The sequence below is a fragment of the Microcoleus sp. S36b_A4 genome, from assembly GCF_036700645.1.
GTDB lineage: Bacteria > Cyanobacteriota > Cyanobacteriia > Cyanobacteriales > Microcoleaceae > Microcoleus.
On sequence record NZ_JAUBPI010000120.1, the window covers coordinates 1 to 8664 of the forward strand.

An 8664-nucleotide genomic window follows, 5' to 3' on the forward strand; every position below is an offset into this window, starting at 1 on the left:
GAGCGGAATGAAGCGAAAGTTTCACGTTCCGTTCTGAAGGAGAGGTAGGGGTGGCAACGCCCCTATCGACTCTAACCCACCACAATCATCGCTGCTACTGTGACTGCTGTAGTCGCTACTGGTACAGTAATCAATGCTGTTACTGCTGTACTCGCCACCCCCACCGTAATAGTTGTGGCTGTTACTGCTGTAATTGCGATAGTTACTGCTGTAATTGGGACTGTGACTGCCGTAATTGCGATTGTTACTGCTGTAATTGCGCGGATAACGGCGGTGGCGGTAACGAGATATCCGAGAAAATAAGCTGCTAAATATCCTGAAGATAATGAAGCAAGGTATAAATGCTATGAACGCTGTGAATAACAACCCAAGTAAGCCATAAATTAAATTCGATGAATCTTCACCTGTGGATGTACTATTACTAATAACTGGCGGTTGACTAGGTATTGGTGACGGTTTCACCCCTTGAGATGGTACGATTGGAGCCAAAGGCAGCGTGGTTTGAGATTGAGCATTTACCATCGGAGTTTGTAAAACATTTACTAACGCCTTTGTCCCGGCTAATGTACCCCCGTCAAAGTCCTGCTGTTTAAATCGGGGCGTAATTTCGGTTTTAATAATTCCCACTACCTTCGCATCGGGTAAAATGCTTTGAATGCCCGAACCTGTTTCAATTTGAACGCGGCGTTCCCCCGACGAAATCAACAATAAAAATCCGTTATTTTTACCTTTTTTGCCAATCCCCCAAAAGTTAAATAATTCTGTAGCAAATGCTTTTGGTGTCGCAGATGGTTTAGTATCAGGCACTGTCACAACAGCGATTTCTGAGCCGTTTTTCGCCTCTAAATCCGAAATCATTTGATTTAGCTGAGTTTCGGTGCTGTCGCTGAGAATGTTTGCCTTGTCCGTTACCCAAGTGTTATTTACTTGACGGGGATTCGGTACTTCTTGTACTGTTATAGCTTGGCTTGTTAGAGGAAATGCAATTGCCGAAAAGCATAGCAAACTGGCCCAGATTATTTGTTTATTGCTAAATTGTAACTGCATCGCTTCAGTCTCCTGAATAACTGCTAGTCTGAAATTGACATATATCTGTCCGCCTAATTACAATTAAATAACCAGCTTACTGTCATGTCAATTCATATTATTCAGAAGTTGGATTCATAAAAATCATAATTTTAGGTGCGCCATAAGCACCTTACATTTATAGTCATGGACGCACGGGTAGCGAGAAACCGGGTTTTTAACCAAAATAATTGCTGAAAACCGTCAATCTCGGTTCAAAAACCCGGTTTCTGAGTGGGCGAGTGCGAGTGCTAACTAATTTAGATATTTTTAAGGAGAGGTAACTGGTGGCATAAAATTGCTGCTGCCTTTATAACCGGATAAAATAGCCAGTTTTTCCAAAGATTGCCTGCCCGTGTAATATTTTCCCCGAATTTCCCAAGTGGGATAAGCTTTAATATTGGCAGCTTTGCACAAATCCGGTTGAGAATCTTTGCCTCTGGGGTCGCACTCAATGTAAGTAATTGCGGTAAATGCTTCTTTGCCGAAAAGTTCTTGTTGCGTGTGACAGTGAGGGCACCAGTAAGCACCGTACATTCTAGCTTTGATGGTCTGCAAATGGGTTGCTAAAGCGATTTGATCCGGCACGGATTCACTGCGAATAGGTGGCGCTTCTTGTTCAGTAACAGGCTTTGCGACAGGGGGAGGAGGAGGGAGGGTTTGTGCTAATTTTTGAGTAGATTTGTTGCTGAAACTGAACTGTGCAATTCTTCCGTCTGCTTTGGTAGTGACGAAAATCCCCAAAGTCAGGAAAATGCCGATCGCACAAAAGTTGAATTTGCTTGCTCTCATCTTGGATTTCATCTTGGATTTACTAGGATTTCGCGAGCTTGATTCATAGCCTCTACAGCATTGTTTACCACAAAGATGTTAAATTGTGCTAAACCTTTAAAAAAAAGTTGACTTTCGGCGCTGTAATTTAACAATATAACTTGTTTGTTAGCTTTGAGGGCGAGGGCAATTTCCGAAGCAGTGCCCGTGCCCATACCGCAGGCAATTATTACATCTGAAGAAAGAACGTTAATGTTATTTCTGGCGTTTCCCATATCGGTGACAATGGCAATATCTACAGCTTCAGAAATGCCGCGAGTGTCATTTCCCGGAAGGATGCCGACTGTTAAACCGTTAGCTGATTTTGCTCCTTTGTTGGCGGCATCCATGACGCCGACATTTCTGCCGCCAGTTAGCAATATCCATCCTGCTTCCGCGATGAGTTGTCCCAGTTGATAGGCGTTTTCTAAGTCGGTTGATGTGGCACTATCGCCCGGGCCCATAATGCCAATGATAATTTTTTTCATAGTTTTGGGGTGAATATGGTGTTATTAATACTTGCTAGTTTGTTTTCACACTATCTACTCTGGAGATGGGTGAAAAATGGATCTCGCTCTTTTTTAACTGCAGATGGACGCAGATTAACGCGGATGCAAGAAGGGATCTCGCTCTTTTGATTGTAAAACGGGCGATCGCACCCTATTTCTTTTGGGGAAATTCTACCAATTCTGATTCCTTAAGACGTTGCGATAATAGGCAATCTTCAAAGCTGAAAGATTCTGAGTCTAGAAAACTAGCGATCGCCATTTCGATTGCAGCTTCCAGAGAACATTCTAGCTGCGTAGCTTTTTCCATCAGGGCGACTTTCACATAGTCCGGCAAATGGGTCATCAGCGAATGAATAGCTTCTGGTGGTAAGTGTTGGATATTGAGGATCTGAGTCATTGTTCTCTGGGGATTTTAACGTTGTAGGGAGGATTTGTAGCTTGAAGGATGAGGGTTTATAATTCCTATAATAACCCTGGTTTTTGCCATAGGTTGATGGTAACAAAAGCGATCCTTACATCATCTGGATCGTAGCGATAGAGCCAGCCCCAGAGGAAGGCTTTGTGATTACCTCGCAGTCGATCTCGGAGGTTCTTGGCTTTGCCGATGTAGAGTAATCCTTGAATGCGATGTTGAAAGGCGTACAAACCAACTCTAGGAGGAATTGTGTCGAAGTCGTGGCCCAGGGGATGGCACCGATCGAAGGCGGTAAAGGCGAGAGTGTCGAGAATTTGGCGGGCTTCTTGCTGGATGGGGTTGGTCATGGAAATTGCCAGATGCAAGCAGTTATTTCATCCTAGACAACTGGCTGCTGATTTTTTGCATCCCAGTAGAACAAAAACAAAACTATGATGGGCAATGCAGCAAGAATATTCGCAACGCACTCATAGATTAATGCGACTCCAAAGTTCTCTTCTTGTCCAATCAATGATAGCGGTAGATACAAAATAAAAGACACGATCGTCGAAGCAATAAACAATCCAAGATAGGTCAGAATTATCGTCCAAAATATCTTATCTCTTTTCCCTTGAGTCAAATTCGCACTAACTTTTTGAGCCTTCGATCCTTCTACACCTTCCAGCACCACAGCGGCATCAATTAGTGCATAGCGCAATGCCAAAATGACACCTGGAACGATGAAAAGAATTAAACCACCTAGCACAATCAATCCAGTGACAAAACGAGTTCCGAACATCTTGAAACACTTTCGTCCTGCGTGGGTCATGGACTCACGATAAGTTGGATTAAGTCCCCGCTTCAACTTAGCAAGTGCATGAAGTAATGCACCCACATAGAGCGTACCAAAAGAGCCTTCAATGAATTGCGACACTCGCAATTCTTGCATGGTTATACGCAACTCGTCTCCGCCAGTCATTTCTGGAAAAACGTACAGGCGCAAATATATCAACAGAATTGACCCCGGCAACCATACTGTTAGCACTATCAAACTAAACAGCACAAAGTTTGAGGCGAACAATCCAATAGCTTCACGGATTTTTTGAATCATAAAGTCTAGGGTCTACATTATGAATAAATTTTTATATTAGAATTTAAATGTAGAGGTGCTTTCACAATAGCTTGTAAGTGTTATTTTGTCAAGTAAATAAACTGAGTTGGTGGCGATCGTTGAGCGCTTTAATCTTCACTGCTACTGTTTCTTTGCATTCACTTGGGTGTTTCTGCCTCGCGCTTTTTATCTCTCTGCTTCACGATTCATATCAAGTGTAAATTTGGTTTCGCGAGCGTTCAACCTAACCTACACTTGATATTGGCGAACTTATCAAAAAATCTCCCCAACAATCATCCCCGCCAATATGACAAAACCCACCCAAACATTTTGGCGAAAGATTTGACCGTAAACAAGCTTTGGAATATCCGCATTCCGCAGTTGACTGTACTGCAAAAACCACAAAATCGCCGCCGCACCAATTGCCATCCAAAAACCAATGTGCAAGTGCAGATTAATTCCCATTGCTGCTAACAAACCGACAGTACCAACAAAGAAAAAACCCACAGCATTAGCAGCATTATTCCCGAAAAATATCGCGCTGGAATTCACACCCAAACGCAAATCGTCTTCCCGATCGCTCATCGCATAAACTGTATCAAATCCTAACGTCCACAGTACGACTGCACCCCACAGCAACCAAGTCGCTAATTCTAGTTCTCCCACGGCGGCGCTCCAACTAATTAAAACTGCAAAACCCCAGGCAATTGATAACACTAATTGTGGCACTGGGAAGAATCTTTTTGCTAGGGGATAGCAGATAATTACTGGTACGGCGGCCACGCACAGCCAGAAGCTTAAAGGATTGAGATAAAAAGCGAGAATCGCCGCGCAAGCAAAGGAAATTAATGCAACTCCTATCCCAGTTTGCACGGTGAGGGCGCGGGATGCTAGGGGGCGCGATCGCGTTCTTTCTACTTCGGGATCGATATCGCGATCCCACAAGTCGTTGATGACACATCCAGCCGCACTCGTGGCTAAGGTACCCAACACAATCACGCCCACCAATGCTACGGGCGGCCTCCCGTCTGCTGCTAAAAAGACGGCCCAGAGGGCTGGAATCATTAAAATCAGCCTTCCTGCTGGTTTGTCCCATCTCAAAAGCCTCACGACGGTTAGCAATGTGGATTCGGGTTGGCGATCGGGCTCTGTAAGCATTTTAATTTTAGATTGGAGATTTTTAATATTTTAAGCCGATGACTCAGTAAATTCATGGAATAATTAAAAATATCTGTCAACCCCGATACACTCCAATGGTTAATTCACTTGCTTCTGCGGAGTCAAATCGCATTATTGCTGCTATTGATATGGGTACTAACTCGTTTCACATGGTGGTGGCGCGGATCGATCCGAAATTTCCCGCGTTTACGATTATTGCTAGAGAAAAAGATACGGTTCGGTTGGGCGATTGTGAGGTTAAGACAGGGCGCTTGAAATCCGAGGTTATGGAAAGGGCTCTTGCCACTCTGCGCCGTTTTCAAGATATTGCTAAAACTTTCAATGTCGAACAAATTATTGCTGTGGCTACGAGTGCGGTTCGGGAAGCCCCTAACGGGCGGGATTTTCTCCAACAAGTCGCTGAAGAATTAGACCTGAATGTAAGTTTAATTTCCGGTCAGGAAGAAGCGCGGAGAATTTATCTCGGCGTACTTTCGGGAATGGAGTTTAACAATCAGTCCCAGGTAATTATTGATATTGGAGGCGGTTCTACTGAGTTGATTTTAGGAGATAGTTCAGAACCTCGCTGTCTCACCAGTACAAAAATTGGTGCTGTTCGCCTAACAGGACAATTTGTCAAAACTGACCCAATTAGCAAGGAGGAGTTTGCTTATTTGCAAGCTTATATTCGGATTTCGCTAGAAAGACCGATCGACGAATTGCGCTCCCAATTCCATGCTGGCGAACCTTTGCGCTTGATTGGCACTGCTGGAACCATCGAAACTCTGGCCACAATTAACGCTCGCGAAAAGTTGGGAACAGTGCCGAGTCCCCTAGCCGGATATCAGTTAAGTTTAAAAGATTTGCGCGATTTAGTCAATCGCTTTCGCAAACTTTCTTATGCCGAAAGGTTGGCAATTCCGGGAATGTCGGACAAGCGGGCCGAAATTATTCTGGCAGGCGCTTTGATTTTGCAGGAAGCGATGACATTATTAGGAATGGAATTTCTTACTGTTTGCGATCGGTCTCTGAGAGAAGGCGTAATTGTTGACTGGATGCTGGCGCACGGTTTAATTGAAAACCGCTTACGCTATCAAGGTTCAATCCGCCAGCGTAGCATTCTCCACATGGCTAACAAATATCAAGTCAATTTAGAACAAAGCGAAAGAACCGCAGCATTTACTCTCAATTTCTTCGACCAAACTCAAGGAATTCTACACCACTGGGGAAGCGAAGAACGCGAGTTGCTGTGGGCTGCGGCAATTCTACACAACTGCGGTTTATACGTCAGCCATTCAGCGCACCACAAGCATTCTTACTATTTAATTCGCAATGGTGAGTTATTGGGCTACACTGAAACAGAGATTGAAGTCATTGCCAATTTAGCTCGCTATCACCGGAAAAATCCTCCTAAAAAGAAGCACGAAAATTTTATTGTTCTTTCAAAAAAATACCGGGAACTCGTCAGTAAATTGCATCCTTTTATGCGGTTAGCTGTGGCTTTAGACAGGCGACAGATTGGCGCAATTTCTGATTTTAAGTGCGAATATCGCCCAGAAGTGAGAGAGTTTCACTTGCGCCTACAACCGCTCAATCGCGAAGACAATTGCGCTCTAGAAATGTGGAGTTTGGATTATAAAAAGCCGTGTTTTGAATATGAGTACAATCTCAAATTAGTGGCAACTTTGGAACCGAATCTGGTTCCGGTTTAAATACAAAGCCGAGCCTGGAAACGAGAGACTGTAGGGTGCGTACTTCGCACCCTACAGTTTCAACTTAACCCTAAGTCTATTACCAATATTGTGTTTGACTCCATACTCCTCGCGATCGCCCTAGCCTGCCTTCTGAAGGCAGGGTGGATTAATTTTAGAGAGGATAAATCAATGCGATATGACTATTTGCTGACGCTATACGAAAGATTTAATTAGTGTCTCATATCATGTCCGGTCGAGCGATCGCGATTTTTGTAGGGGCGGCTTCACCAACAATACCTGCAAATAATTGACAATCTCAAAAACCCGCCCCGACCCGGATATTATCGTTAATCGATCGGACATGATATTAGGGATCATTCTGATACAACCGGATTTGATATTATCTACAAACCAGGTAGCCCAATTACTGTAAAATCCTGTTGAGTGATGAGATTAGCTGGCACGCCTTTGAGGCTAGCTAAGATTTGATCTGTGTTGGCAATTTTGATAAAAGTTGTAGTGTTTTCTTGAACTATGCTGAGTCGATCGACCGTTAACCCTCCCGTCAAAATTAATAAATCTTCACCTTGCGTAAAATCAGCAATTACATCGTGGCCTTCTCCCGCAGTCAAGAAAAAGTAATCGCGCCCGCTTCCCCCTTCCAGCGTATCGTTTCCGAAGTCTCGCATCAACCAGTCGTCGCCCATTCCCCCAATCAAAGTATCATCACCCTTGCCGCCGTACAGAGTATCGTTACCGTCACCACCACACAATTGATCGACATCTTGATTACCACAAATTAAATCATTCCCGCTGCCACCGCACAAATAATCTTTTTGATTGCTAGCATCTGTCGCGATATTGTCAATATCTCCGAAAATTGTATCCTCGCCATCGCCACCGCAGATGCTGTCATTTCCCAAATCTCCAAACAGCAAATCATTGCCAGAATCGCCGCAAATTATATCGTTATCTTTGCCACCGTGTAAGGTATCATTGTCTTCGCCCCCAGCAAGAGTATCTTCGCTTTCTTGTCCGTATAAAACGTCGTTGCCGTTATTGCCAAAAAGCAAATCTTTTCCTGTCAAGTCACCGTCAGACGCATCAGAAGTGCCACCAAATAAACTGTCATTACCTTCATCGCCAAGTAGGGTATCGTTGCCTTTGTCGCCCCAAACTACGTCATTATCTTTGCCTGCGATCGCCACATCATGATCTTTACCCGCATAAATAATGTCATTCCCAGCGTGGCCGACGATATAGTCGTTATTTTCGTTGCCAAATATGGTGTCGCTGTCTGCATCCGCGCCTACAGTAACTGGGCTAGCAAGGCCACCGTAAATATTGTCGTTGCCGAGAAAGCCATTTAGCAAGTCGCTGCTATTAAAACCGTTGATGATGTCATTAATATCGCTGCCGGTTAGAGTATCTTTACCGTCTGTACCGTTGAGGATATTTTCAGGGATATTCGGGCCGGGAATGGAAGTGCGATCGGGTAAAGTGATTCGATCGCACATACAGTCTTCCGAAGCAGCAGGAATTAGCGCAGGTGTGGGGGTTTCGCTTGTTGGAGATGTGGTTGGGGCGATCGAATTCTGATTGGCGATCGGCGTTTCCCCAGGTATAGCCGTCGGAATTGGTGTCGCAGTCGGAATTGGCGTTGGAATTGGTGTCGGAGTTTCCGTAGATATCGGAATTGGCGTCGGAATTGGTGTCGGAATTGGAGTTTCCGCAGGTGTCGGAATTGGTGTTGGAATTGGTGTCGGTGTCGGAATTGGCGTCGGAATTGGTGTCGGAGTTTCCGCAGGAATTGGCGTCGGAATTGGTGTCGGAATTGGTGTCGGAGTTGGAGTTTCCGCAGGTGTCGGAATTGGTGTTGGAATTGGTGTCGGTGTCGGAATTGGCGTCGGAATTGGTGTCGGA

At 44.6% G+C, this 8664-nt stretch carries 9 protein-coding genes; 1 reads left to right on the forward strand and 8 read right to left on the reverse strand.

The window, feature by feature from the left end:
- Positions 1-21: 21 nt before the first annotated feature.
- The 7 genes from QUA03_RS25710 to QUA03_RS25740 all read right to left on the reverse strand — a co-directional run bounded on the left by QUA03_RS25710 (position 22) and on the right by QUA03_RS25740 (position 5047).
- Entirely contained in the window at positions 22-1047 is a 1026-nt protein-coding gene (locus tag QUA03_RS25710; protein WP_333216120.1) for a TPM domain-containing protein, read from the reverse strand.
- Positions 1048-1335: 288 nt separating this feature from the next.
- Entirely contained in the window at positions 1336-1857 is a 522-nt protein-coding gene (locus QUA03_RS25715) for a hypothetical protein (RefSeq protein ID WP_333216122.1), read from the reverse strand.
- A gap of 8 nt (positions 1858-1865) precedes the next feature.
- Complete coding sequence (locus tag QUA03_RS25720; protein WP_333216124.1) at positions 1866-2363, reverse strand: TIGR00725 family protein; 498 nt, start codon at positions 2361-2363, stop codon at positions 1866-1868.
- A 172-nt stretch (positions 2364-2535) separates the two neighbouring features.
- Positions 2536-2781 (reverse strand): hypothetical protein, encoded by a 246-nt coding sequence (locus QUA03_RS25725; protein ID WP_333216126.1) that lies wholly within the window; start codon positions 2779-2781, stop codon positions 2536-2538.
- A 65-nt stretch (positions 2782-2846) separates the two neighbouring features.
- Complete coding sequence (locus QUA03_RS25730) at positions 2847-3146, reverse strand: GIY-YIG nuclease family protein (RefSeq protein WP_333216127.1); 300 nt, start codon at positions 3144-3146, stop codon at positions 2847-2849.
- Positions 3147-3178: 32 nt separating this feature from the next.
- On the reverse strand, positions 3179-3889 hold the full coding sequence (locus QUA03_RS25735; RefSeq protein WP_333216129.1) for a hypothetical protein: 711 nt from the start codon (positions 3887-3889) through the stop codon (positions 3179-3181).
- A gap of 273 nt (positions 3890-4162) precedes the next feature.
- Complete coding sequence (locus QUA03_RS25740; RefSeq protein WP_333216131.1) at positions 4163-5047, reverse strand: 4-hydroxybenzoate solanesyltransferase; 885 nt, start codon at positions 5045-5047, stop codon at positions 4163-4165.
- Positions 5048-5142: 95 nt separating this feature from the next.
- On the opposite strand from QUA03_RS25740, the gene QUA03_RS25745 reads away from it, so the two are divergent.
- Complete coding sequence (locus QUA03_RS25745) at positions 5143-6759, forward strand: Ppx/GppA phosphatase family protein (RefSeq protein ID WP_333216133.1); 1617 nt, start codon at positions 5143-5145, stop codon at positions 6757-6759.
- 386 nt (positions 6760-7145) lie between these two features.
- Here the strand turns inward: QUA03_RS25745 and QUA03_RS25750 are convergent.
- On the reverse strand, positions 7146-8664 hold a 1519-nt coding region (locus tag QUA03_RS25750; protein WP_333216135.1), incomplete at its 5' end, for a calcium-binding protein.